Annotated in this window: 20 protein-coding genes; 11 read left to right on the forward strand and 9 right to left on the reverse strand. The window is 71.0% G+C overall.

Going from position 1 to position 21,701, the window contains the following annotated elements; all coding sequences use genetic code 11:
• Positions 1–503: 503 nt before the first annotated feature.
• A complete protein-coding gene (locus tag RAH40_RS04165) occupies positions 504–821 on the forward strand; it encodes a GxxExxY protein (RefSeq protein ID WP_306600820.1) in 318 nt (105 codons plus the stop codon).
• A 604-nt stretch (positions 822–1,425) separates the two neighbouring features.
• A complete protein-coding gene (locus RAH40_RS04170; RefSeq protein ID WP_306600821.1) occupies positions 1,426–1,578 on the forward strand; it encodes a hypothetical protein in 153 nt (50 codons plus the stop codon).
• 13 nt (positions 1,579–1,591) lie between these two features.
• Here the strand turns inward: RAH40_RS04170 and RAH40_RS04175 are convergent, their stop codons facing one another.
• A complete protein-coding gene (locus RAH40_RS04175) occupies positions 1,592–3,091 on the reverse strand; it encodes a sodium:solute symporter (protein ID WP_306600822.1) in 1,500 nt (499 codons plus the stop codon).
• A 15-nt stretch (positions 3,092–3,106) separates the two neighbouring features.
• Complete coding sequence (locus RAH40_RS04180) at positions 3,107–4,120, reverse strand: glycoside hydrolase family 3 N-terminal domain-containing protein (protein ID WP_306600823.1); 1,014 nt, start codon at positions 4,118–4,120, stop codon at positions 3,107–3,109.
• A gap of 86 nt (positions 4,121–4,206) precedes the next feature.
• Here RAH40_RS04180 and murQ point away from each other — a divergent pair, with 86 nt between their 5' ends.
• The 6 genes from murQ to RAH40_RS04210 are packed head-to-tail and all read left to right on the forward strand — an operon-like array spanning position 4,207 to position 10,619.
• Entirely contained in the window at positions 4,207–5,094 is an 888-nt protein-coding gene (gene murQ, locus RAH40_RS04185) for an N-acetylmuramic acid 6-phosphate etherase (RefSeq protein WP_306600824.1), read from the forward strand.
• A gap of 1 nt (position 5,095) precedes the next feature.
• The gene (locus RAH40_RS04190) at positions 5,096–6,361 is read left to right on the forward strand and encodes a hypothetical protein (RefSeq protein WP_306600825.1); all 1,266 of its coding nucleotides are present in this window, start codon (positions 5,096–5,098) and stop codon (positions 6,359–6,361) included.
• Positions 6,358–7,473 (forward strand): acyltransferase family protein, encoded by a 1,116-nt coding sequence (locus RAH40_RS04195; protein WP_306600826.1) that lies wholly within the window; start codon positions 6,358–6,360, stop codon positions 7,471–7,473. Before RAH40_RS04190 ends, RAH40_RS04195 begins: the two co-directional genes overlap by 4 nt.
• Positions 7,455–8,918, forward strand: a complete 1,464-nt coding sequence (locus RAH40_RS04200; protein ID WP_306600827.1) for a glycoside hydrolase family 10 protein — start codon at positions 7,455–7,457, stop codon at positions 8,916–8,918. The genes RAH40_RS04195 and RAH40_RS04200 overlap by 19 nt, the downstream gene beginning before the upstream one ends.
• Entirely contained in the window at positions 8,905–9,849 is a 945-nt protein-coding gene (locus RAH40_RS04205; protein ID WP_306600828.1) for an N-acetylglucosamine kinase, read from the forward strand. The genes RAH40_RS04200 and RAH40_RS04205 overlap by 14 nt, the downstream gene beginning before the upstream one ends.
• Positions 9,846–10,619 carry an N-acetylmuramoyl-L-alanine amidase gene (locus RAH40_RS04210; protein ID WP_306600829.1) on the forward strand — a complete coding sequence of 258 codons (774 nt, stop codon included), beginning with the start codon at positions 9,846–9,848 and terminating at the stop codon, positions 10,617–10,619. The genes RAH40_RS04205 and RAH40_RS04210 overlap by 4 nt, the downstream gene beginning before the upstream one ends.
• On the opposite strand, the gene RAH40_RS04215 is transcribed toward RAH40_RS04210, so the two are convergent.
• From RAH40_RS04215 to RAH40_RS04230, 4 genes are read right to left on the reverse strand one after another with little or no spacing between them, the layout of a single operon-like run.
• On the reverse strand, positions 10,606–11,703 hold the full coding sequence (locus RAH40_RS04215; protein WP_306600830.1) for a gamma-glutamyl-gamma-aminobutyrate hydrolase family protein: 1,098 nt from the start codon (positions 11,701–11,703) through the stop codon (positions 10,606–10,608). The two genes, RAH40_RS04210 and RAH40_RS04215, sit on opposite strands and share 14 nt — an antisense overlap.
• Positions 11,700–12,830 (reverse strand): dipeptide epimerase, encoded by a 1,131-nt coding sequence (locus RAH40_RS04220; RefSeq protein WP_306600831.1) that lies wholly within the window; start codon positions 12,828–12,830, stop codon positions 11,700–11,702. The genes RAH40_RS04215 and RAH40_RS04220 overlap by 4 nt, the downstream gene beginning before the upstream one ends.
• Positions 12,827–13,699 carry a C40 family peptidase gene (locus RAH40_RS04225; protein ID WP_306600832.1) on the reverse strand — a complete coding sequence of 291 codons (873 nt, stop codon included), beginning with the start codon at positions 13,697–13,699 and terminating at the stop codon, positions 12,827–12,829. The genes RAH40_RS04220 and RAH40_RS04225 overlap by 4 nt, the downstream gene beginning before the upstream one ends.
• Positions 13,700–13,754: 55 nt before the next feature.
• Positions 13,755–14,663 carry a serine hydrolase gene (locus RAH40_RS04230; protein WP_306600833.1) on the reverse strand — a complete coding sequence of 303 codons (909 nt, stop codon included), beginning with the start codon at positions 14,661–14,663 and terminating at the stop codon, positions 13,755–13,757.
• A gap of 35 nt (positions 14,664–14,698) precedes the next feature.
• Between RAH40_RS04230 and RAH40_RS04235 the strand changes: the two genes are divergently transcribed.
• From RAH40_RS04235 to RAH40_RS04245, 3 genes are read left to right on the forward strand one after another with little or no spacing between them, the layout of a single operon-like run.
• On the forward strand, positions 14,699–16,111 hold the full coding sequence (locus tag RAH40_RS04235) for a M15 family metallopeptidase (protein ID WP_306600834.1): 1,413 nt from the start codon (positions 14,699–14,701) through the stop codon (positions 16,109–16,111).
• 21 nt (positions 16,112–16,132) lie between these two features.
• On the forward strand, positions 16,133–17,482 hold the full coding sequence (gene lysA, locus RAH40_RS04240; RefSeq protein ID WP_306602280.1) for a diaminopimelate decarboxylase: 1,350 nt from the start codon (positions 16,133–16,135) through the stop codon (positions 17,480–17,482).
• The gene (locus RAH40_RS04245; protein ID WP_306600835.1) at positions 17,479–18,267 is read left to right on the forward strand and encodes an N-acetylmuramoyl-L-alanine amidase; all 789 of its coding nucleotides are present in this window, start codon (positions 17,479–17,481) and stop codon (positions 18,265–18,267) included. Before lysA ends, RAH40_RS04245 begins: the two co-directional genes overlap by 4 nt.
• Here RAH40_RS04245 and RAH40_RS04250 read toward each other — a convergent pair.
• The 3 genes from RAH40_RS04250 to ric are packed head-to-tail and all read right to left on the reverse strand — an operon-like array spanning position 18,196 to position 21,676.
• Complete coding sequence (locus tag RAH40_RS04250; RefSeq protein ID WP_306600836.1) at positions 18,196–18,663, reverse strand: N-acetyltransferase; 468 nt, start codon at positions 18,661–18,663, stop codon at positions 18,196–18,198. The two genes, RAH40_RS04245 and RAH40_RS04250, sit on opposite strands and share 72 nt — an antisense overlap.
• Positions 18,663–20,921 carry an exo-beta-N-acetylmuramidase NamZ domain-containing protein gene (locus tag RAH40_RS04255; RefSeq protein ID WP_306600837.1) on the reverse strand — a complete coding sequence of 753 codons (2,259 nt, stop codon included), beginning with the start codon at positions 20,919–20,921 and terminating at the stop codon, positions 18,663–18,665. The genes RAH40_RS04250 and RAH40_RS04255 overlap by 1 nt, the downstream gene beginning before the upstream one ends.
• Before the next feature lie 32 nt (positions 20,922–20,953).
• A complete protein-coding gene (gene ric / locus RAH40_RS04260) occupies positions 20,954–21,676 on the reverse strand; it encodes an iron-sulfur cluster repair di-iron protein (protein ID WP_306600838.1) in 723 nt (240 codons plus the stop codon).
• Positions 21,677–21,701: the final 25 nt, after the last annotated feature.

A 21,701-nucleotide genomic window follows, 5' to 3' on the forward strand; every position in this document is an offset into this window, starting at 1 on the left:
GCCTCCTCTTGAGAAGGGCCCTGGGACGGGTGGTCGTAGACCGTCCTGATCCCGTCACCAAGGTAGTTCGAAACGAAAAGCCTATCGCCGAGGCGCCGAGGAGCCGAGGTTCGCCGAGAAAAGATCTTCTCTTATTCCTCGGCGATCCTCGGTTTCCTCGGCGCCTTCGGCGAAAGGCCCTTCGACGGAGTTCGCCGGATTCATCGGATAACAAGTCGGCAGCAGTGGACTTCAGGCATCTTGGAGTTGTCGAAAATCCAGGATGGAAGGAGGCCGCTGCTGCCTATCAAGGAGCTCTGAAGTGGTAACAAAACCGAGGCAATCTGACCTGCCGTAGGGTGAGCCTCATGAGCGGTGATCGGATGTTCCTTTGCCCTTCTTTCATCCCTTTCCATCCCACTTTTGCAACAGATAGAGCACTGCTCTATCTGTTGCAAAAGTCCCCGTGCATCCCCGGCAGAACCTATCACGGGTGTGTCGGCACGTAGAAATCGGGGCACGGCATGGCCATCCAGGATCCGCTCACCGGCCTGATCATCGGCAGTTGCTTCAGGGTTGCAAATGAACTTGGCAATGGGTTCGTGGAAAAGGCGTATGAGAACGCCCTGGCCCACGAGTTGCGGAAGGCCAAGGTCAAGGTGGTCCAGCAGCAGGGAATCGAGGTCTATTACAATGGGGTGGTTACCCGCCGGGTCCCATTGCGAGGTTTCAGGTTGTCTATGTCATCCTTCCTCCCCGCACCGGCTTTCCGGGCGCACCGTTCAGCTTTTTGTCCACGACTCCAGAGCGCCGGTTCCTTGCGTGGTGGGTCGAAAGGCTAATCCGTAGGGTCGGCCCACCCAGTCAAACTACATGGAAGGCCCGGTTTGGGCCGGTCCGCAACAAGTCCCTCTTTTGGACCGTGCTGGCGAATGCGAATCTGCCGAATAAGGCTCCCTGTCCATTCAGGTCCCGGAAACTTCAAATCCGGCCTTCGCATTTTGATCTGAGGAAGGTGTCACCACCTTCCCTGACCAAGGAGAGGAGGATGGCATGCGAATTGGCAAGGCGTTGAGGTCTCTTTCCGATCTCGAATCGCAGGAGGTTCGCGGCGGGATGTTTGCAGCAACCATGGGATCCGGCCGCCCCTTGATCAGCCCCGCCCGTCCCTCCAGCTTCTCTGGCAGGGATCTGGAGAACCGGATGATCGGAGGGGCTCTCGGCGGTGGCCTCCGAGGCTATCAATTGGGTGGCCCCCAGGGAGCCAGACCTGGGGCACTCGGTGGGGCTCTTGCCGGGGGGATGGGATATTGCCTGACCCACGCCTCCGGAGGTGGCCCCACCTATTCCTCGAACCTCGCTTCCTCCCTGGCTTCTCCCATTCATCGGGCGCCGAACGTCATGTGAACCTCCGAGTCCTGGCCAGTTCCATGGAGAACCGTACCCATGACGCGCACCCGCGGGGCAATTGGGTTGATTCTGGGTTCGATGGCCATCCTCGTCCTCTGCCTGAAAACCGGGGCCGGGATGGGATCCATTCTGCCCGGACTCCTCACGGGCTACGTCGCCGTCTCGATCTTCTGCCGGAAATCGAGGTGAGAAGCCCCACAAATCAGCCCTGGCCGGCTTCCACATGCACGGCAGGCGCGAGCCACCCCCGCGCCACCCTGCAGCCGTTCCCCACCAGGATCGTCACGGCGCTCCCGATCAGGGTGTGCCACGTGAAGTCGATCCGCGTGAAGGCCAGCACCCCCACCATCGCCAGCAGCCCGCACACGAACCCGGTGAGGGCGTCGGCCTGGTTCGTCCTGCGGAAGAACAGGCCCAGGAAGAAGGTCCCCAGGAGCCCGCCGTAGGTGACCGAGGCGATCTTCAGGCCCAGCTCCACCACGGGGTTCTTCGTGTCGGTGAAGAGCATGGCGCCGCCGATGAGGAGGACGCCCCACACCAGGGTGAAGATCCGCGACCATCGCACCTCGCCCTTGGCGTCCAGGCCCCGGGCCAGCGGGGTGAGCTGGAAGAGGTCCAGGTACGTGGCCGAGGCCAGGGAGCTGATGGACGATGACAGGGTGCCCATGGCCGAGGCCAGGACCCCCGCCACCACGAGGCCCGCCACGCCCGTGGGGAGGTTCTCCACGATGAACTTCGGGAAGACCTCGTCCGAGGTGGCCAGGCCCAGCTGCTGGAAGGTGACCCCGCCGTAGAAGGCGTAGAGGCACAGGCCCAGCACCAGGAAGAAGCCGAACTGGAGCAGGATGAAGCTCGCGTCCAGCATCAGGGCCTTCTGGGAGTCCCGTCGGGTGCGGCAGCCCAGGAGCCGCTGCACCAGGAGCTGGTCGGTGCCGTGGGAGGCCATGGTCAGGAAGGTGCCGCCCAGGACGCCGCCCAGGAGGGTGTAGGGCGCGGCCAGGAAGCCCCGCAGGGATCCCCCCGTGGCGGTGTTGATGAAGGCGAACTTGTCCTGGCCGTTGGCGGTGGCGAAGGCGGCCACATCCGCCCAGCCGTGGGGCAGCCGGTGGAGGATGAGCACCATGGCCGCCACCGCCCCGCCCAGGTAGATGAAGAGCTGCACCACGTCCATGGCCACCACCGCCTTCAGGCCGCCCAGGTACGTGTAGAGGAGGGTGAAGCCCCCGATGAGCAGGATGCTGGCGGGATAGTCCAGCCCGGTGATCAGGTGCACCGGGATGGCCGTGGCGAACAGCCGCACCCCGGAAGCCAGCACGCGGGTCACGATGAACACGCTCGAGGTGAACTTGCGCAGGGGGAGGCCGAAGCGCCTGCCCAGGAAGTCGTAGGCCGTCTCCAGGTCGCCGCGGTAGTAGGCCGGGATGAAGACCGCGCTCACGATGAGCCGGCCGATGAAGTAGCCCGCCACCAGCTGGAGGAAGTGCATGTTCCCCTTGAAGGCCAGGCCGGGGATGCTGATGAAGGTCAGGGTGCTCGTCTCGCTCGCGACGATGGAAAAGCCCACGGACCACCAGGACATCTCCTTGCCGCCCAGGAAGTAGTCCCGGGAGGACCGCTGGCGGCCCGAGATCAGGATGCCCGCGAGGGTCACCCCCAGGAGGTAGACGATCACGATGACGTAGTCGAGAAGCCTGAAACCCATTGTTCGCGCCTTTCTCTAGACAGCGGCCTGCCGCACTCGGGCCACCCAGGCTTCCCAGGCGCGCTGATCGAAGGGAGTCCCGGCGGGCTCCGCGAGGGTCCGGCGGTAGGCGCGGCCGGCCTGCACCGCGGCCTCCACCGCCTCCGGGGGGAGCGTGCGCAGGGCCGCCACCGAGGCCTCGAGGGCCTCCGGCGTCTGGCACACCAGCAGGGCCAGGTGGCCGGCCTCGATGGCCAGGCGGATGCGCTCGGGCCAGGGGAAGCCCCCGACGCCGCCCATCTCCATGTCGTCCGTCACCCAGGCCCCGGGGATGCCCCAGGGATTGCCCGCCACGTGGCCCCGGTGGAGGCTCGCGGGCAGGTCCCCGCTCCAGGGCGTGCGCACGTGGCCCACCATGGTCAGGCGATCGGGGCGCGCCAGGGCGCGGAAGGGCTCCAGGGCCCGCAGGATGGCCTCCGGGTCCGAGAGCTCGGGCAGGGCGCGGTGGCTGTCCACCTTCGTGCCCCCCAGGCCCGGGAAGTGCTTGAGGCAGCCCTTGACGCCCGTGGATTCCAGCCCCTCCAGGAAGGCCTCTGCGGCCTGGGCGGCCTCGACGGGATCCGCGGAGGCGCGGCGGTCCCCGAGCCCCGTGCCGGGAATGCCGTCGTGGAGGTCCACCAGCGGCGCGAAGTCGATGTTGAAGCCGAGGAGCGCGAGCCCCTCGCCCCAGAGGCGGCCCCAGGCCCGGGCGCCCTCCCTGCCGGAGACGGTCCAGATGCGCCGGAACGACGGCGTCTCCCCGACCCAGCACAGCAGCCGCGAGACGGGGCCCCCCTCCTGGTCGATGGCCATGGCCAGCGGCACCTCGCGCCCCCAGCGGAGCTGGAGGTCCCGGAGGAGGGCATGGCAGCGGGCCGGGCCCGTGACGGGGTCCGGGTCGAGGTTGCGGGCGAACATCACCACGCCCCCCGGGACGGTCTCGCCGGGCACATCGGCGGCATCGCGGGCGTGGACGCCCATCCAGATCGTTTCGGCGGCAGAAGGGATCAAAGGATCTCCCATAAATTGGACACGTCGGGGTTGTGAATACTGTAACATTTTTATAAACATTCACTAAGCCGGGAGTTCTCATCAACATGGCCCTGCCCCGCACCGAACAGACCTCCCCCGGCCACGCACGCCTCGACGAGTACGGCACCCTCGAACTGGTCCAGGCCTTCATCGACGACCAGGCGGCTGCCGCCCTGGCGGTGCGCGCCGCCGCGCCCGGGCTCGCCCGGGCCGTGGAGGCCGCCGCCGGGCGCCTGGAGCAGGGCGGGCGGATCATCTACGTCGGCGCGGGCACCTCCGGGCGCCTGGGGCTCCTGGACAGCGTCGAGCTGCATCCCACCTTCTCCTGGCCCCCGGAACGCGCCCTGGCGCTCCTGGCGGGGGGGCCCACGGCGGTGCACCTGGCCGTGGAAGGGGCCGAGGACGACCGGGAGCGGGGGGCGCTGGACCTCGCCGCGCTGCGGCCCGGCCCCTCCGACGTGGTGCTCCTGCTGGCCGCCTCGGGGGCCACGCCTTTCGCCCTGGGCGCCCTGGAGGCCGCCCGCGCCGCAGGGGCCCTCACCATCGGCATCGCCAACAACCCGGACTCGCCCCTGGCGGCGGGCGCCGAGGTGGGCATCACCCTCGACACCGGCCCCGAGGTCATCTCCGGCAGCACCCGGCTCAAGGCCGGAACCGCCCAGAAGATCGCCCTCAACACCTTCTCCTCGGCGGTGATGGTGCGGCTCAACAAGGTCTACGGGAACCTCATGGTGGACGTCAGGGCCACCAACGCCAAGCTGGTGCGCCGGGCCATCCGCCTCATCGAGGCGGCTTCCGGGGCCCCGGAGGAGCGTGCCCGGGAGGCCTTCGAGGCCTGCGGGGGCCAGGTCAAGACGGCCATCGTCGCCCTCCGGCTGGGCCTCGCCCCCGACCAGGCGCGGGAACGCCTCGCGGCGGTCCGTGGCAGCGTCCGCGCCGCCCTGGGGGCCTAGCGTGAAGGAGAGGTCGCCCTGGGCCTGGGTGCCCTCGCTGTACTTCGCCCAGGGGCTCCCCTACGTCACCGTGATGTTCCTGTCCGTGGTGTTCTACAAGAACCTCGGCGTGCGCAACACCGACATCGCCCTCTACACCAGCTGGCTCTACCTGCCCTGGGTCGTCAAGCCCCTCTGGTCCCCCCTGGTGGACCTCCTGGGCACCAAGCGCGGCTGGGTCGTGGCGCTCCAGGGCGTCCTGGCCGCGGCCTTCGCCCTGCTGGCCTTCCTGGCGCCGGCCCCGGGCTTCTTCCGGCTCACCCTGGCCATGTTCTGGATCGTGGCCTTCGCCTCGGCCACCCACGACATCGCCGCCGACGGCTTCTACCTCCTCGGCCTCACGGAAAAGCGCCAGGCCGCCTACGTGGGCCTTCGCAGCGCCTTCTACCGCGCCGCCATGATCACCGCCCAGGGCGGCCTGGTGCTCGCCGCCGGCAAGCTCGCCGAGCGCACCGGGGATCCCCGCCACGCGTGGGCGGCGGTCTTCATGGTGCTGGGCGCGGCCTTCCTGGGCTTCTTCTCCTGGCACCGCTGGTCCCTGCCGCGGCCTCCGGCCGACGGTCCCTCCCGGGGCACGGCCGGGCTCCTCCGGGAGTCCCTCGCCACCTTCACGTCCTTCTTCGCGCGCAGGGACATCGTCCTGGTCCTGGGGTTCCTGCTCACCTTCCGCCTGGGGGAGGCCCAGGCCATCAAGATGGTGACGCCCTTCCTCCTGGATCCCGCCGCCCGGGGGGGCCTGGGCCTCACCACCGCCCAGGTGGGGCTGGCCTACGGCACCGTGGGCATGGTCGCCCTCACCGCAGGCGGCATCGCCGGCGGTTGGGCCATCTCCCGCTTCGGCCTCCGGCGCTGGATCTGGCCCATGACCCTGGCCGTGCACCTTCCGAACCTGGCCTTCGTGTACCTGGCCGCGCTCCGGCCCGCGGGCCTGGGCACCGTGGCCACCGCCGTCGCCATCGAGCAGTTCGGCTACGGCTTCGGGTTCACCGCCTACATCATGTTCATGGTGATGATCTCGGCCGGGAAGCACCGCACCGCCCACTACGCCATCGCCACCGGCTTCATGGCCATGGGCATGATGCTGCCGGGCATGGCCAGCGGCTGGATCCAGGAGCACCTCGGGTACCTGCGCTTCTTCCTCTGGGTGTGCCTCTCCACCCTGCCCTCCATCGTCCTCACGGCCTTCCTGAAGATCGACGCGGCCTTCGGACGCAGGGAGCAGGCATGAACCGGCGCCTGGCGTCCCTGGACGCCTTCCGCGGCTTCGCCATCGCGGCCATGGTGCTGGTGAACAACCCCGGCAGCTGGAAGCACGTCTACGGCCCCCTGGACCACGCGGCGTGGAACGGCTGCACGTTCACCGACCTGATCTTCCCCTTCTTCCTCTTCGCCGCGGGCCTGGCCATGACGATCTCCCTGGCCGGCAGGGGCGGAGGGGCCGCAGGCCTCTACCGGATCCTGCTGCGGCGCGCCGCGGTCATCTTCCTCATCGGGCTGGGGCTCAACCTCATCCCGGCCTTCCAGCCCTCCACCGTGCGCGTGCTGGGCGTCCTGCAGCGGATCGCGCTCTGCCTGGCGCTGGGCGGGCCCGTGGTCCTCTGGGGCCGGGAGCGGGCCGCGGTGGCCGCCATCCTGGGCCTCTGCGGGCTCTGGCTCGTCCTGGAACTGGCGGTGCCCGTGCCCGGGACCGACGGCGTGGCGGCCGCGGGCCGCCTCCTGCCCGGGCAGGACTTCGGCGCCTGGCTGGACCGCCTCGTCCTTCCGGGCCACCTGTGGGCCCACGCCCGCACCTGGGACCCCGAAGGGCTCGTGGGCACCCTCACGGCCACGGCGACCCTGCTCCTGGGCTCCCTGGCCGGGAGGCACCTGGCCGCCCCCGCGGGTCGCCACGCCAAGTGGCGCGGGCTGCTCCTGGGCGGAGCGGTCCTCCTGGCCCTGGGCTGGCTCCTGGGCCGGGCCATCCCCATCAACAAGAGCCTCTGGACGCCGTCCTTCGTGCTGTTCACCGCCGGCTGGGCCCTGGCGGGGCTCGCCGCCTGCCACGCGGCCCTGGACGAGGCTCCCGCGGGCTTCCGGGAGGCGGCCCGCAAGGTCTGCCTGCCGCTGACCATCTACGGCATGAACGCGCTCTTCCTCTTCGTCCTGTCGGGCATCGCCGCGCGGGCCATCCAGCTGGTCCGCGCCGGGGGCGTCCCCCTCAAGGAGCGGGCCTTCGGGGCCCTGGCGTCCCTCCCCGTCTCCCCGGTGAACGCCTCCCTGCTCTTCGCGATCCTGTTCAACCTGGCCATGTTCGCCGTGGCCTGGGCCATGTGGAGGAAGAAGTGGTTCGTGAAGGTCTGAAGCGCCTGGCGGCCCTCGCCGCCCTCGCGGCCTTCCTGGGCTGCGTGCCGCTGCGCCGCACGCCTCCCCCCGCCCCCCGGGAGTTCCGGGGCGCCTGGGTGGCCTCCGTGGCCAACATCGACTGGCCCAGCCGCCCGGGCCTGGGCGCCGAGGCCCAGCGGCAGGAGGCCCGGGACCTCGTCGCCTTGGCCCGGGCCCGGGGCCTGAACGCCCTCATCCTCCAGGTGCGCCCCGGCGCCGACGCGCTCTACCCCTCCACCCTGGAACCCTGGTCCGAGTACCTCACCGGGGAGCAGGGCCGGCCCCCGAAGCCGTACTACGACCCCCTGGCCTTCTGGATCCGGGAGGCCCACGCCGCGGGCCTGGAGCTCCACGCCTGGTTCAATCCCTACCGCGCCCGGCCCTCCTCCGCGCAGTCCCCCCTGGCGCCCTCCCACGTGGGGAAGGCCCGGCCGGAGCTGGTGCGGTCCTACGGCGACCAGCTCTGGCTGGACCCCGGGGAGTCCGGGGCCGTGGAACAGGCCCTGGCCGTCATCCTGGACGTGGTGCGCCGCTACGACGTGGACGGCGTGCACATCGACGACTACTTCTACCCCTACCCCGTCAAGGACGCCGAGGGCCGGCCGGTGGAGTTCCCCGACGACCCCTCCTGGCGGGCCTACCAGGCCGCCGGTGGCGCGCTGTCCCGGCCCGACTGGCGCCGGCGCAACGTGGACACCCTCGTGGAGCGCCTCTACAGGGAGGTCCACCGGGTGAAGCCCGAGGTGCGCGTGGGCGTGAGCCCCTTCGGCGTCGGCCGGCCCGGGCCCGGCTTCAGCCAGTACGAGGAGCTCTACGCCGACGTCGAGACCTGGCTCGCCCGCGGCTGGATGGACTACCTCGCGCCCCAGCTCTACTGGAAGCGGGATTCCCCGGGTCAGCCCTTCGGGCCCCTCCTGGACTACTGGCAGGGCCGGAACACCCTGGGCCGCCACGTGTGGCCCGGGCTCTTCACCAGCCGCACCCTCGGTCCCGACCCCTGGCCCCCGGAGGAGATCCTGGAGCAGATCCGGGAGGCCCGGGACCGCCACAGCGGCGGCCACGCCCACTTCAGCATCAAGGCCCTGAAGGGGGAGGCCGGCGCGGCCCTGGCCTACGACGGCCCCGCGCTGGTTCCCGCCTCGCCCTGGCTGGGCTCCGTCCCGCCGCCGGCCCCCGTGGTTCGAACCACGCGCTCCGCCGCGGGCCTGCGGGTCCAGGTGGACGATCCGCCCTGGCTCCTGGCCCTCTGGGCCCGCTACGGGTCCACCTGGCGCTTCTTCGCCCTTCCCGGGGGCGCGGGGATCCTCCCCGCCCGGTGGGAAGGCTCGCCCCTGGGGTCCGTCTGGGCCTCCTCCGTGGGGCGCACGGGGGCCGAGAGTCCGCTCGCGGCCGTCCTTCCGGAGGCACAGCATGGAACCCCTTGATCATGAACCGCCCCGTTTCCTGGCCCTGGGCATCGACGCCGGGGGCACCGCCACCCGCTGGGCCCTGGCCACGCCTCCCGGGGACATCGTGGCCGAAGGCTCCGTTCCCGGGTTCAGCGCCATGGACCTCTTCGGGCCCGGGCAGGGCCGCGTGGCCGCGGTCCTCGAGGAGCTGGCCCGGGACGTGCTGGCCGCGGGAAGCCCCTCCCGGGTGCACGCGGGCCTGACGGGGTTCAGCTCCGCGGGCGAGGTCCTGGCGCGCCTCGTGGCCGCGCCGCTGGGCCTGCCCGAAAGCGCCGTCACCCTCAGCAGCGACATCGAGACCACCTACCTGGACCTCTTCCCGCCGGGCCAGGGCTACGTGGTGTACGCCGGCACCGGTTCCGTGGCCGTCTTCATCGACGAGGGCGGGGAGATGCACCGCGCCGGCGGCCGGGGCGTCCTCATCGACGACGGGGGCGGCGGCTTCTGGATCGCCCGTGAGGGGCTGCGCCACGTGTGGCGCGCCGAGGACGAGAATCCCGGAGCCTGGAAGGCGTCCCCCCTGGCACGGGAGCTCTTCGAGCTGGTGGGCGGCCCCGACTGGGCCAACACCCGCAGGACCGTGTACGCCGGCAGCCGCGGCGACGTGGGCCGCCTCGCCCTGGCCGTGGCCCGGGCCGCGGACCGCGACCCCGCGGCCCGCCACATCCTGCGCGCCGCGGGCGCCGAGCTGGCCCGTCTCGCGGTGTCCCTCCTGAACCGCTACGGGCCCCGCCCCGTGGCGCTCAGCGGCCGCGCCGCCACCCTCCATCCCCTCATCCCCGACACCATGCGCGAGGCGCTGCCACCGGGCACCGACTTCGCCGTCCGTTCCAGCCGCGGCGAGCACGCCGCGGCCCGACTCGCCCTGGCCGCCGCCGGCGTCCCCCCCGAGGACCACCCGTCATGAGACTCGCCCTTCCCTGCCTCCTCCTTCTCCTCGCGGCGGGCTGCGCCCGGCCCGCCATCGACACCTCCCACCCGGCCAGGAGCCAGGACAGCCGGGCCCAGTTCCTCATCCTGCACTTCACCGGCGAGCCCTGGGAACGCTCCATGAAGATCCTCACCGAGGACAACGTGAGCGCCCACTACCTGGTGGGGGACAGCCCGGTGAAGGTCTACCGCCTCGTGGACGAGAACCGGCGCGCCTGGCACGCGGGGGCGAGCTCGTGGAAGGGGCAGACCCAGCTCAACGCGGCCTCCATCGGCATCGAGATCCAGAACCTGGGCGACGTTGCCGGGCCGGACGGGAAGATCGTCTACCACGCCTACCCCAAGGAGCAGATCGACACCGTGGTCGAGCTCGTCAGGCAGATCGTCGCGCGCCACGGGATCCGCCCCGACCGGGTGCTCGGCCACAGCGACATCGCGCCCATGCGCAAGGTGGACCCGGGCCCGACCTTCCCCTGGAAGCGCCTGGCCGACGAAGGCCTGATCACCTGGCCCGACGCCGCGAAGGTGGCCGCCCGAAGGCCGGCCTTCGAGGCCGCCCTGCCCGACGCGGCCTGGTTCCAGGCGCGGCTGGCGAAGCACGGCTTCGAGATCACCGCCAGCGGCCAGTTCGACGCGGCCACGACGCGGATCCTGGGCAACTTCCAGATGAAGTACCGCCCGGCGGTCTACGACGGCAGGCCCGACGCCGAGACCGCCGCCATCCTCGACGTGCTTACCGCGCCCTGAGCGCCTTCCCCAGCCAGGCCCAAACGGCCTTGTTGAACTCCAGGCTCCGGGGCGTCCCCGCCAGGATCGCGTTGTAGCTCACGGGAACGTCCTCCGGGCGCTGCCGGAAGCGGGCTTCCGTCTCCCAGAGCTGGAAGTGCTCCGGGTGGAACTGCACGCCCAGGACGTTGGGGAACCGCTTGTGCTCCATGGCCTCCACCAGCTTGCCGTCCCGGGAGGTGGCCAGGACCGACCAGCCCCCTGCGGCTTCCACCACCGCCTGGTGGTGGGAGCTGAGGATGCGCGGATGGTCCGCCGGGCCGAAGCCGCTCTCCTTCAGGAACCGGCCCTCCCTCAGCTGGAGGGTGTGGAAGTTGTAGGACATCAGTTTCTCCTGCGGCAGCAGGCGCCTGTAGGGGTTGTTGTGCCACTGCTCGGGCCCCAGGGCGATGGCGTCCTCGTAGCTCGCGGCGCCGTAGATGCCGGTCCAGATGTCCTGGACCAGGCTCCCGCCCGTGCCCACGTTCAGGCTCTGGAAGCCCAGGCAGATGCCCAGGACGGGGAAGGCCGGCCGCGCTGCCAGGAGCGGCTTGGCGCTCGGGTCCTGGGTGCCTCCCAGCAGGTGGAAGATGGCGGAGAGCTCCAGCCGGTTCCGGTGGGGGTCGTCAACCTCCGAGAGGAAGTTCGTCTTCTGGTGGAAGATGGCCGCCGGGATGTCCGGGCCGCCGAAGAAGACGGCGCCGTCGGACTTCGCGGCGACGGCCTCGAACTCCGGCGTGCAGGCGTTGGGCCTGAACAGGTCCGCCTCGGCCAGGGCCGCGGAGACGGCGTGGAACTTCACCCAGGCGAAGCCGTGGTCCCCGGCGAACTTCCGGGAAGCCTCGAAGTCCTCCTTCTGCTGCACGTGGTAGACGCCGACCACCGTGAGTCCGGGGACGTCCAGGATGCCCTTCTCCCGCAGCGCGGCCAGGCACCGGAGGTTGTAAACCGTCGGGTTGAACACCACGAGCCGCGGCCCGTCCTGCGGGGGCCGGGGGGCGTCCAGGAAGCGCTCCTGGGCGCCGAGGCCCAGGCAGAAGGCCAGGGCCAGCGCCAGGAGCCTCATCGCACGAGCCGGACGCCGAGGCCCGGGGCGTCGGGCAGGATGAGCTTGCCCTTGCTTGCCGTGACGCCCGTGTAGGGGTCGTTGCCGATGAGGAGGAACCCGTCCAGGTCCGCGTAGTCCGCCAGGGGGGAGAGGTGGGCGGCGGCCGTGATGGAACAGGAGCTGGAGACCATGCACCCGATCATGGTCTTCATGCCCAGGGCCCGGGCCACGGTGAGCTGGCGGTAGGACTCCAGGAGCCCTCCCGCCTTGTCCAGCTTCACGACGATGCCGTCGAAGGCGTCCCGCAGCTTGGGGATGTCGGCGGCATCGTGGCAGGCCTCGTCCGCGAAGATCGGGATGTGCACGTGGTTCCGGATCCAGCGGGTCTCCTCGACCATGTGCGCGGGCAGGGGCTGCTCGATGAGCTGCACGCCCTGGGACTCGAGCCAGTTGATCTTGCGGGCGGCCTCCTCCTTCGAGGTCCAGCCCTCGTTGGCGTCCACCCGGAGCGGCTTCTTCGTGACGCTGCGCACCGCCTCGATGGTGGCCTCGTCCGTGGCGAGGCCCACCTTGACCTTCAGGAAGGGGAAGTCCTCGGCCTCGCGGACCTTCTGGCGGGTGATCTCCGGGGTGTCGATGCCGATGGACATGTTGGTTACCGCGGCATCCGCCGGGTCCAGCCCGAAGTGCCGGCACACGGGCACGCCCAGCTTCTTGCCCATCCAGTCGAAGAGCGCCAGGTCCACCGCGGCCAGGGCCGCGCGCTGCCCGGGGAGGCGGCGGTCCAGCTCCGCCAGGAGCTTGTCGAAGCTCCAGGGGTCGCCGCCGGTGATGAGCGCCTTCACGGCCTCCAGGGCGTGCTGTCCGCCCAGGGCGTCCTGCTTGTAGCGCACGATGCCGGCCCCCTCGCCGTAGCCCGTGATCCCGTCGCGGGTGAACTGGGTGTGCAGCGTGTCCCGGTAGGCGCTGGAGGACATGGTGGTGGTCCAGGTGTGCCGCAGTTCAAGCCGGCGGATCCGGGTCGTGAAGCCGGCGGCCTTCGGGGCCGCGGGCCTTGCGGCGGGGGTCTCCAGCAGGTCCCTCCCGAGGAGCGCGGAGCCCGCGGTGGCCGCGGCGATTGCCTGGAAGAGTTCGCGTCGTTTCACTTGAGCCTCCGCATCGCCACGAGGATCGCGGACCATTCGGGGCTTGCGAGCTCCGAGATCTGCACCATGGGGCGGTTCCTGGGTGTGTCGTGGATGAAGGCGCCCTTGCCGAGGTACATCCCGGTGTGGCTGATGTGGTCCTTGTCCCTGCCGAAGAAGAGCAGATCGCCGGGTTCCAGCGCGGCGCGGTCCGGCACCGGGACCAGGCCCTTCCATTCCGCCTGCACGTTGGCGTCCCTGGGCATGATGGCCCCGCGGCGCCGGATGATGGCCTGGGTGAACCCCGAGCAGTCGAACCCGAAGGAGGAGCACCCGCCCCAGGTGTAGTTGACGCCCAGGAAGCGCCGGGCCAGCTCCAGGGAGGCCTCGATGCCGATGGGCCTGAAGTCCGTGCGCACGTCGCCGCTCTGGATCCAGGCGCCGCGCCCGTCGGGGAGCCTCACGCCGAGCCAGCGCGCGCTGTCCATGGGTCCGGGGACCCGCTCCAGGCGCGCGCCGAAGGGCGCGGTGAGCAGGGGCGCGTGCCTGGTCACGTCCGGCTCGCGGTACACGTTCGCGCCCAGGACGTCCACTTCCACCATCGTCCCCGCGGGGTAGCCCTCGCCGGCCTTCAGGGCCCGCAGGGCCGAGGCCTCGGCCCACCCGGGGTAGTCGTCGTCCCCCTTGATGCGCACCCAGCCGTCCTTGCGCTCCAGTTCCACCACGCGCGCGCCCAGAAGCGCCTGGGACACCACGTCGGCGTCCTCCCGGGGGCCCGAGAAGAAGTTCACGACGGGCCGGGTCACCACGTGGGCCTGGGGATCCCCGGCCCATCCGGGCAGGACCATCAGGAGGGAGGCGATGAGGCCGCGGATGAAGGCAGGACGCATGGGGTACCTCGGACTGGAGAGAGCTGGCTGATACATCATGTCACAAGGCAAGGACCTAGGGGACCTGGAGCGTCCCCGACACCCTGCCCTCCGGGGAGGAGGCCCCGGCCAGCTCCATCCAGGCCGCGGCCTTCCGGGCGATGCGGGCGATGACGGCCTCCCCTTCGCGGTCGTCCCGGAGGTGGGAGGCCATCACGGCGACGACGAAGGGGCGGCCCTTCACGAACACGATGCCCACGTCGTTGCGCACCCCCTGGAGGGAGCCGGTCTTGTCGGCCACCACCAGGCCGTCCGGGAGGAGGCGGGAGAGGTAGCTGTCCTTGGGAATCGAAAGCAGCTTCATGAGCCCGGCCCGGGACGCCGGGGAGAGGGTGGGGCCGCTGTGGATCTCGGTGACCAGCCGGGCCAGCTCCCGGGGGGTGGCGACGTTCTCCCGGCCTTCGGCGGCGGCCTTCGCGTCCATCATCTTCCGGCGCAGGCGGGTTCGCGTCAGGCCCAGGGCGTCCAGGGCCGCGTTCACGCGGTCCATGCCCACCCGGTCGATGAGGATGTTGGTGGCGCTGTTGTCGCTCACCACCACCGTGAACAGGGCCAGGTCGTGCAGGGTGAGGCGGGTGCCCGGGGCGAGGTTGCCCAGGATGGCGCTGTCCTCGGCCAGGTCCCGGGGGTCCACCGCGTAGGGATCGGTGAGACGGGGGCCCGGCTTCTCGCACTGGCGGTACAGCTCCAGCAGGAGGGCCAGCTTGATGGTGCTGGCCGCGGGGAAGACCTCGTCGGCCCGGAGGGAGAAGGTCTCGCGCGTGTCCAGGCTCTGGATGAACACGCCCACGCGGCCTTCCGCGGCATCGGCGATCCGGGTCACGTCCCGGGTCATGCGGGCCCAGGCCCAGGAGGGGTCCGCCTGGGCCCGGAGGCTGGCCGCGGCCACGAGGCAGAGGGCGCACGCGCGGAAGGATCTGAGCATTTCCACTCCTGGGACAAATCCATTATGCTCACGTTATGTCCAACCCCAGCATCCGTGGAACCCATGCCGCTCCGTACCGGGGAGGGCGCGGACGGATTCCCTTCGCGGTGCTGGCCGCGCTGGCCCTGTCCCTGGGCGCGCAGACCCCCAGGCTCGACGAGCTGATCGCCGAATCCCGGGCGGCGGCGATGCCCGCGTTTCCCAGGAGCACGGCCGCGCCGGACCTGGTGGAGCTGGATCCCTCCATCCGCCTCGACATCCGCTACGCCACCCGCGACAACTTCCTCAAGGCCCCGGTGTACGCCCAGGCCCGGGCCTTCCTCCAGCGCCCCGTGGCCGAGGCCCTCCTGCGGGCGGACCGCGCCCTCCAGGCCACGGGCCTGCGCCTGCGGGTCCACGACGCCTACCGGCCCTGGTGGGTCACGCGGGTCTTCTGGGAGGCCACGCCGAAGGCCGACCGGGACTACGTGGCCGACCCCGCCAAGGGCTCGGTCCACAACCGCGGGTGCGCGGTGGACGTGGACCTCCTCGGGCCGGACGGGACCCCCCTCCCCATGCCCAGCGCCTACGACGAGATGTCCCCGAAGTCGCACGCCGCCTACGCGGGCGGCGACGCCCAGGCCCGGCGGAACCGGGACCTGCTGAGGGCCGCCATGGAGAAGGAGGGCTTCCGGGTGCTCAAGGAGGAGTGGTGGCATTTCGACCATGCCTCCAGCCCCGGCTACGGCGTCCTGAACGTGCCTTTCGAAGCCATCCGCGACCGGTCGGCGGAGTTCGCCGCGGCGGGCCAGGTGCTCCTGGTCACCACCTCCGGCTGGAATGCCGTCCAGGGCCGCATGCAGCGCTTCGAGCGGGTCGGCGGCACCCTCGTGAAGGCCGGGGCCCCGCTCCCGGTGTGGCTCGGGAAATCCGGCCTGGCCTGGCGCAGCGACGACGGCGCGCCCGCGGCCCCCGCCCCGGGCCCCGCCAAGCGCGAAGGCGACGGCCGATCCCCCGCGGGCGTGCTGACCTTCGGCGGCATGTGGGGCTACGCGCCCCGGGCGCCCGAGGGCGTCAAGCTGCCCTACCGTTCCTCGACCGAATGCGACCGCTGCGTGGACGACCCCGACCACGCCGACTACGGCCGCATCGTCAGCACCGCCGACACGGCCCCCACCTGGCGCTCCGCGGAGCGCATGCGCCTGGAGACCGACCACTACCGCTGGCTGGCCGTGATCCACTACAACGACCAGCGCCCCGTCAAGGGCGCCGGCAGCTGCATCTTCCTGCACGTGGCCCCGCCCCCCGGCGGCGGCACCGCGGGCTGCACCGCCCTGGCCCCGGAGGACCTCCTCACCGTCCTGACGTGGCTGGATCCCGCGCGCAATCCCCTGCTCGTGCAGCTCCCCGGGGAGCTGCTGGATGCCGCGAGCGCCGCCTGGCACCTGCCCGCCGCCCTCAACCCCTAAGAACCGGGAGTCCCCGTGTCCATGCGCCCCCTCAGCCTCGCCCTTCTCCTGCTCGCCCCGGCCCTGGTGCGGGCCGCGGACCCCACCGTCCACGAAGCCCTCGTGGCCGTCAGGGCGGACAGGGCCGGCGACCCGGGGGTGGCGAGGACCCTCCAGGCCCTGGCCTCGGCCCACGGCACGCCGGTCTATGTCTACGACCAGGCCCACATCCTCGGCCAGGTGGGCGCCCTCAAGGCCGCCTTCGCCCCCAGGTTCCCCAAGCTGCGCCTCCTCTACGCCCTCAAGGCCAACACCAACCCCGCGATCATCGGCCTCCTGAAAAGCGAGGGCCTCGGGGCCGAGGTGGTGTCCCAGGGCGAGATCGAGTGGGCCCTGAGGGCGGGCTACAAGGGCCCGGAGATCATGTTCACCTCCTCCTCCAAGAGCCCCGCCGAACTGCGGCGCGCCATCGCCCTGGGCGCCGTCCTCAACGTGGACTCCATGGACGAGCTGGGCCAGGCGCAGGCCGAGGCCCTCCGGCAGAAGAAGCAGGCCCGCATCAGCTTCCGGGTCAACCCCGGCGTGGACCCCCACACCATCCACCAGATCAACACCGGCATCACCGAGTCCAAGTTCGGCCTGCACCTCCAGGACGGCATCGCCTTCCGGGCCTACGAGAAGGCCAAGGCCATGCCCGGGATCCGCATCGAGGGCGTGCACTGCCACATCGGCTCCCAGATCACCGAGACCGAGGGCTACGCCCTCACCGCCAGGAAGATGCTGGGCTTCGTCAAGGAGCTCAAGGACAAGCTGGGCCTGCGCCTTGCCTTCGTGGACCTGGGCGGCGGGCTGGGCATCCCCTACAAGGACGGCCAGGAGGTCATGTCCCCCGGGGAGCTGGCCAAGGTCCTGGAGCCCATCTGGAAGGAAGGCGTGGCCGCGGCGGGCTACGAGCCCACCCTGTGGCTCGAGCCGGGGCGCTTCTTCGTGGGCGGCGCCGGCTTCGTCCTGGTGCGCGTCAACACGGTCAAGCAGACCCCGGTCAAGACCTTCGTGAACGTGGACGCGGGCTTCAACACCCTCATGCGCCCCATCCTCTACCAGGCCTACCACCGCGTGCGCGTCCTGGGGAAGACCGCGGACCCGGTCACCGTGGACATCGCCGGCGACGTGTGCGAGACCGGCGACATCCTCGCGGAGGCCCGCACCCTGCCCCGGGCATCGGCGGGCGACCTCCTGGCCATCCTGGACGCCGGCGCCTACGGCTTCTCCATGGCCAGCGAGTACAACTCCCGGCCGATGCCCGCCGAGCTCCTGGTCGACGGCGCCAAGGTGCGCGTCATCCGCCGCCGCGCGGGCTTCGCCGACATCTTCCGGAACACCGGCAAGTGAGGGCCCCGGGCATCGCGCTCGGCGCGCTCCTGCTCCTCTGCGCCGGCTGCCACCATGCGCCCCGCAATCCGCTGGCCCAGTGGTCCCCGTCGCCCAACTTCAACGCCCGCCGGCCCCAGATGGTCATCATCCACCACACAGCCTGCAACACCTTCGACGAGGCGCTGAAGGTCCTCCAGACCGCGAATTCCGGCGGGCCCGTGAGCAGCCACTACCTCATCGGCCGGGACGGGCGCCTGGCCCAGCTGGTCTCGGACGACCACCGCGCCTGGCACGCCGGGGGGGGCGGCACCTGGGGGGCCTCCCGGGACATCAATTCCCTCTCCATCGGCATCGAGCTGGACAACAACGGGTTCGAGCCCTTCGCCCAGCCCCAGATCGACAAGCTGCTGGTGCTGCTGGACGACCTGGTGCGCCGCTACGACATCCCCCGCACCCAGATCATCGCCCACGCCGACGTGGACCCGGTGCGCAAGCACGACCCCAACGCGGCCTTCCCCTGGAAGCTCCTGGCCGAGAAGGGCTTCGGCCTGTGGCCCGACGCCGAGCTGCCGGAACCCCCGGCGGACTTCAACCCCTGGGCCGCCCTGCGGATCCTGGGCTACTCCCTGAAGAACCCCGCCGCCACCCTGGGCGCCTTCCACCTCCACTACCGCGCCACCGAGGCCGGGGAGCTGGACGGCCTGGACCGGAGGATCCTCTTCAACCTGCAGTCAAGGCAGCTTGGGACCGCGGGTCTTCCGCATCAGGATCTCGGACTGCCCGGCAACCAGGTAATCCGGTAGCTCCCCCACCACCCGGTAGCCCAGCCGTTCGTAGAAGCGGCGGGCGCCGTGGTTGAAGGCGGAGACGCAGAGGAAGACATTGGGGTAGTCCCGGAAGATCCGCTCCTCCGCGAAGCCGATGAGCGAGGCGCCCAGGCCCAGGTTCCTGAAGCCGGGCGCCACGCAGATCGCCTGGATGTAGCCCACGAAGGCGCCCTGCAGGTTGAGCATCAGGAATCCGGCGAGGCGGTCGCCCGCGCGCGCCACGTAGCGCTCCCGGCTCGGGTCCCGGATCTGGGCCAGGAGGGAGGGCCGGCCTATGCCCAGGGTCCGCCAGGGGTCCGAGGACGCCAGGAGGTCCGCGCACAGCTCCGGCTCGAGGTCGGTGTGGAGCGGCCGGATCGAGAGCGCGTCCATCAGGGGTAGAGGAGGAAGGGCGCGCGCCGCTTCAGGAAGGCGTCCCGGGCCTCCTCCCAGCCCCGCACGACGGCCTGGAAGGGCTTGTCCGCGGCCAGCAGCGCGATGGAGGCGTCGTCCCGCAGCAGGCGGTTGAGCTTGGCCAGGTCGAAGGCCTTGCCGTACAGCCGGCGCAGGGTGTGGGCGACCGCCAGGCCCAGTTCCACGGGCCGCAGGGCGTCCCGGTCCGTGAGGAGGATGCGGACGCCGCCGCAGTCCTGGTCCTTGAAGACGCTGGCCGCGGGGCGGAACCGCACGGCGACGAAGCGCACGCCGGGCAGCCCCAGCTTGTTGAGCTCGAAGGCCAGGGCACGGTCGTTGACGTACGGGGCGCCCAGCACCTGGAAGGGCGTATCCGTGCCCCGGCCCACGCTGATGGCCGATTCCAGCAGGCCGGTGCCGGGATACAGCGCCGCGGCGTCGAGGTTGCGCATGTTGGGCGAGGGGTCCGTCCACGGCAGGCCCGTGGCGTCGAGCCACTGCCCGCGCTGCCAGCCCTGCACCTGGACCACCTGGAGCCTGGCGCCCAGCTTGAGTTCGCCGTTGAACATCCCGGCGAGCTCGCCCACGGTCATGCCGTGGCGGATGGCGACGGGATGGCAGGCCGTGAACCCGAACTCGGACGGGACCACGGGCCCTTCGACCCGGTCGCCCCGCACGGGGTTGACCCGGTCCAGGACGATCAGGGGGATGCCGGCGGCGGCGGCGGCCTCGAGGCAGCCCTTCAGGGTGGCGATGTAGGTGTAGAAGCGGCAGCCGATGTCCTGGACGTCGAAGACCAGGGCGTCGAGGCCGGCCAGATCCGCGGGCGACGGCGCGCGCTGGCCGGCCTTGTAGAGGCTGACCACCGGCAGGCCGGTGCGGGCGTCCACGGAATCCGGGATGCCCTCCTGGTCCAGCTGGCCGCGGATGCCGTGCTCGGGGCTGAAGAGCCGCACCAGTCGCACGCCGGGCGCGGCCTTGAGGACATCGGCCGTGGCGTGGCGCTCGTTGTCGATGCCCGTGTGGTTCGTGCACAGGCCGATGCGCAGGCCCTTCAGGGCGGCGAAGCCGGTGCGCTCGAGCACGTCGATGCCGTTGAGCGCGGTGGGCACCTCGTCCTTGGCGCGGGGGAACAGCGTCCCGTCCCGGCGCTCCGTGAGCCCCGACGCGCGGGCCGCGAGCGTGGCCACCTCGTAGTACAACTCGCGCGTCACGCCCTTGCCGTCGGGGTGGAGGCGGGTGGTGAGCAGCACGTAGAAGGTCTCCGAGGCCGGGTCCATCCACAGGGCCGTGCCCGTCCAGCCCGTGTGGCCGAAGGAGCCCAGCCCGAAGAGGGCGCCCCGGGGCCGGCTGAACGCGGAGTCCAGGTCCCAGCCGAGGCCCCGGCGCTCGTACACCGAGGCCGGGGTCTGGACGCTGCGCATCAGCGCCAGGGTCGAGGGCTTGAGGAGGGGGCCGCCGCGCAGCAGGAAGCGCGCGTACGTTGCGAGGTCGGTTGCGGTGGAGAAGAGCCCGGCATGCCCCGCCACGCCGCCCATGCGGCGCGCGGTCGGGTCGTGGACGACGCCCCGGAGCATGACGCCGTGCTCGTCCCGCTCGGTGGGGGCGACCTGCGACGGGTCCGGATGGAAGGTGGAAGAGGTCATGCCCAGCGGCCCGAACACCTCGCGGGCCGCGAAGAGGTCAAGGGGCTGCCCCGACACCCGGCGCACGATTTCGCCCAGGAGGATGAAGTTCACGTCGCTGTATCGGAACTCCCGGCCCGGAGGCGGGTCCGGCACGCAGGCGCAGGCCCGCCGGATGCCCTCCTCGTACCCGCTCCAGGGTTCGGTGAGCGCCAGGTCCGCGATCAGCCCGGACGTGTGGGTGAGCAGGTGGCGCACCGTCACCTCGCCGCTGGCGAACTCCGGCAGGTAGGCGCGGACCGGGGCCGACAGGTCGACCTTGCCACGCTCCACCAGCAGCAGGACGGAGGGGAGCGTGGCGACGACCTTGGTGAGGGAGGCCACGTCGAAGACCGTGGCTTCCGTCATGGGTTCCACCGAGGGCACCAGCGCGCGGTTCCCCTGGGCCCAGTGGGCGTCCCCGGAGCCGTGGCCCACCCACACCACGGCCCCGGGCGTGACCTTGCGCTCGATGGCGCCGGCGAGGGCGGCCCTGAGCTCGTCGAGCCCTTTCGGGTTGAACGGCTGCGCGCTCAGCACGAATGCGGAAAGCAGGAGGACCATGATTCGCATGACCCAGCCTACTCCAACTTCCCGCTTTTTTCTCAGGCCTTCGCAGTCTCCATTTCGGCTGCCCTGGGGAAGAGGATGTGGCTCTCCAGGTAGATGTGCAGGTGGAGGTCCTCCTCCAGGTTCCGGAGGCCCATGTACAGGGACCGGAAGCTGCCGCAGGCGTCGTCCGGCAGGGTGTAGTCCTTCGTGAGCTCGCGGATCTCCCGCAGGACGTCGCCGGCGGCCTCGTGCTCGCTCTGCATGACGCTGATGGGGCCGCGCACGCTGCCGAAGCAGCTGTCGCAGGCGGGGGCGCCCGACTCCAGGCCCCGGATGAAGGGGAAGAGGATCTGCTCCTCCTTCTGCAGGTGGGGCATGAGGTCGTCGTAGAGCGCCGTGAAGAGGCTGGCCACCCGCGCCAGCTCCGGATGGTTGGCGCCGTGGACCCGGGCCACCTTCTCCATGAGGGGGGCCACGCGGTTCAGCTCCTCCCGGGTGAAGACGTGGTGGGTGGACTCGATGTGGGCGATGAGGGCGGTCATGCTGCCCGCGGCCAGGACCTTGGGATCCAGGGGCTCGGCGGCCGGGGCATCCAGCCCCTCCAATGCGGGCAGGACGTCGGACACCTGGCGCCCGGCGTGGGCGCAGGCCTCGGCGAGGGTGCGGTGGCCGCCGCAGCAGTAGTCGATGTTGTGGCGCTCGAAGAGGCGCATGGTCGCGGGGTGCTCGAGGACGATGTCGCCGATGCGGGTTGCCGGGGTGATGGTGCTGGACATTGTGGGTCCCTCCGTAGACCAATAT

Origin of the sequence: Geothrix sp. 21YS21S-2 (assembly GCF_030846775.1) — a bacterium.
Lineage (GTDB): Bacteria > Acidobacteriota > Holophagae > Holophagales > Holophagaceae > Mesoterricola.

Coding starts and splice junctions, on each gene's coding strand:
- RAH40_RS04165 (WP_306600820.1), top strand. CDS start 504: ATGGCCATCCAGGATCCGCTCACCGGCCTGATCATCGGCAGTTGCTTC.
- RAH40_RS04170 (WP_306600821.1), top strand. CDS start 1,426: ATGACGCGCACCCGCGGGGCAATTGGGTTGATTCTGGGTTCGATGGCC.
- RAH40_RS04175 (WP_306600822.1), bottom strand. CDS start 3,091: ATGGGTTTCAGGCTTCTCGACTACGTCATCGTGATCGTCTACCTCCTG.
- murQ (WP_306600824.1), top strand. CDS start 4,207: ATGGCCCTGCCCCGCACCGAACAGACCTCCCCCGGCCACGCACGCCTC.
- RAH40_RS04195 (WP_306600826.1), top strand. CDS start 6,358: ATGAACCGGCGCCTGGCGTCCCTGGACGCCTTCCGCGGCTTCGCCATC.
- RAH40_RS04205 (WP_306600828.1), top strand. CDS start 8,905: ATGGAACCCCTTGATCATGAACCGCCCCGTTTCCTGGCCCTGGGCATC.
- RAH40_RS04210 (WP_306600829.1), top strand. CDS start 9,846: ATGAGACTCGCCCTTCCCTGCCTCCTCCTTCTCCTCGCGGCGGGCTGC.
- RAH40_RS04215 (WP_306600830.1), bottom strand. CDS start 11,703: ATGAGGCTCCTGGCGCTGGCCCTGGCCTTCTGCCTGGGCCTCGGCGCC.
- RAH40_RS04225 (WP_306600832.1), bottom strand. CDS start 13,699: ATGCGTCCTGCCTTCATCCGCGGCCTCATCGCCTCCCTCCTGATGGTC.
- RAH40_RS04230 (WP_306600833.1), bottom strand. CDS start 14,663: ATGCTCAGATCCTTCCGCGCGTGCGCCCTCTGCCTCGTGGCCGCGGCC.
- RAH40_RS04235 (WP_306600834.1), top strand. CDS start 14,699: ATGTCCAACCCCAGCATCCGTGGAACCCATGCCGCTCCGTACCGGGGA.
- lysA (WP_306602280.1), top strand. CDS start 16,133: ATGCGCCCCCTCAGCCTCGCCCTTCTCCTGCTCGCCCCGGCCCTGGTG.
- RAH40_RS04250 (WP_306600836.1), bottom strand. CDS start 18,663: ATGGACGCGCTCTCGATCCGGCCGCTCCACACCGACCTCGAGCCGGAG.
- RAH40_RS04255 (WP_306600837.1), bottom strand. CDS start 20,921: ATGCGAATCATGGTCCTCCTGCTTTCCGCATTCGTGCTGAGCGCGCAG.
- ric (WP_306600838.1), bottom strand. CDS start 21,676: ATGTCCAGCACCATCACCCCGGCAACCCGCATCGGCGACATCGTCCTC.